We start from the raw sequence: 2,031 nt of genomic DNA on the forward strand, positions 1-2,031 counted from the left end.
AAAGGCGCCCAAGAACACTTGGATCAGCAAGCACAATCGTCATCAAGTGGCTTTTTGCATGAGAAATCGTCCGATACATCTCAATCGCATACCACAACGGTCTCCTCTATCCTTGGGGCAACGGGAAACATTATCACGCAATCAGACAAAGAGACCACAATCACTGCTTCTCATCTGCTTTCCGGTCAAGATATCAATGTGAGTGGAGAAAGTGTGACGATTGATGGCATGACAGATCACCATAAAAGCCATTCAGAGGAGCATGAAAAGTCTTTTGCTGGTGTGACAGGCTCTGTCAATGTGGGCATTCTTGGTACAGTAAAAGATGTAAAGGATGCAGTCAAACGTTTTGGTCATGGGGATACAAAACACAAAATCGGTAATGGTCTTATTGCTGGTCTAAAAGGCTATGATCTCTATAGCAAAGGCAAAGGTCTTTATAATGAGATGAAGGGTGGAAACCTTAAACAGTCTATTCGTGATATTGTTGATGTTTCTGCTAGCGTAACCGTGGGCTTTAAGACAGAGAAGGCAGAAGCCTCTGTTCAGACTTCTACCGCGGTAACAGGTACAATAGAAGCAGGACGCGCTGTTAATATGCAAGCCCACAAAGGTAGCATCCATGGTGTTGGAGCCGATATTATTGCCGGTACAAACCCGATACAAAGCAATGATGAACAGAGCGGGAATATCACCATGGAAGCAGGTAAAGATATCATCTTTGAAAGTGCGCAAAACACGCAGAGCACAGAAAACCACACGCAAAGCGCTTCAATGAATGTTGGGTATAGTTATGGTACCGGTGGTACAGGGTGGATGGGGAATGCTTCTTTTGGTAAAGGCAAGGGTTCCAGTGAGGAGGTTCACCAGAAGAACAGCCATATTATTGGCACCGGCACAGTTCACACAACGAGTGGGGCAAACACCACATTGGCAGGTGCTGTGGTTTCTGGAGAGCGTGTAGAAATGGAAGTAGGGGGTGGTTTTGCCATTACCAGCCGCAGTGATACGGGACACAGTTCCAGCAAGCAAAACTCTGTTTCCATTGGGTATAATAGCCGAGAAAAGGATGGTACAGCCACAACCAATATTTCCTTGAACAAGGATAAATCCTCTAGTGATTATCATAGTGTTGTGGAGCAATCAGGCATCAAAGCGGGTGATGGTGGTTTTAAGATCAACGTTAAAGATAAAACAACGCTGACCGGAGGTATTATTGAAAGCACCGCGCCGGCAGAAAAAAACAGCCTGACCACAGGAAGCATTAGTACCAGTGATATCAGCAACAGTGCGCATGCGCAAGCCAGCAGTCAAGGTTTAAGCATTTCAGCGGGTGGTCCGATGTATCAGGGCAAATATGGTGTCGGGAAAAACATTGCTAAAAATGTCTTAGATCATTCAAAAGCTAAAGATTCAGAGGAAGGATATACCAAATCCGCTATCAGCAATGGCACCATTGTCATTACTGATGAAGCAGGGCAGAAGGCGTTGACAGGACAAGACGTGGAACAAGCCATAGCCTCCCTTAATCGGGATACTGCTAGCGCCCATAAGGGTGTACAACAGCTCGATGTAGGCAAGCTGGAACAAATCGTCCATGAAAATCGTGAAATGGCAACTCAACTCTTAGAAGAAGGGTTTAAATACAGCGATGATTCCTATAAAACCATGTTTATCAAAGAGCACCCCATTGCCGTGGTGGATCGTGATAAAAATGGCAATATACTCTATGAAATAGATGCAAATGGAGAGCCTATAGAAGACGCTCGTGGACAAAAAATCCCCAAGTTCCATTATTTAACGGATGAAGAAAAGCAGCATTTGCAAGAAGGCTCTGATGGCAAAGTGCATGTGTCCTTTAATGGCATCTTTACGCCACCCTATGAAGCCGCTGTTTATGCAGAGCAACATGCGGAGAATAAAAATGAACCGCTTTATTTTGTTGTGTTCCCAGAAGCCGATTCTGCTATCTCAGAACTTCTAGTCGCGGGCTATCAGAAGTTTATGGAAAATAACTTTTGGGGTTTGACC

At 44.8% G+C, this 2,031-nt stretch carries 1 protein-coding gene; it reads left to right on the top strand.

All coding sequences use genetic code 11. The features are described from left to right. The coding region (locus ACFIQE_RS09825) for a hemagglutinin repeat-containing protein (protein WP_375707646.1) at positions 1 to 2,031 on the top strand (2,031 nt) is incomplete at both ends.

The sequence above is a fragment of the Bartonella sp. AA1HLJMS genome (genome assembly GCF_042197445.1).
GTDB lineage: Bacteria > Pseudomonadota > Alphaproteobacteria > Rhizobiales > Rhizobiaceae > Bartonella.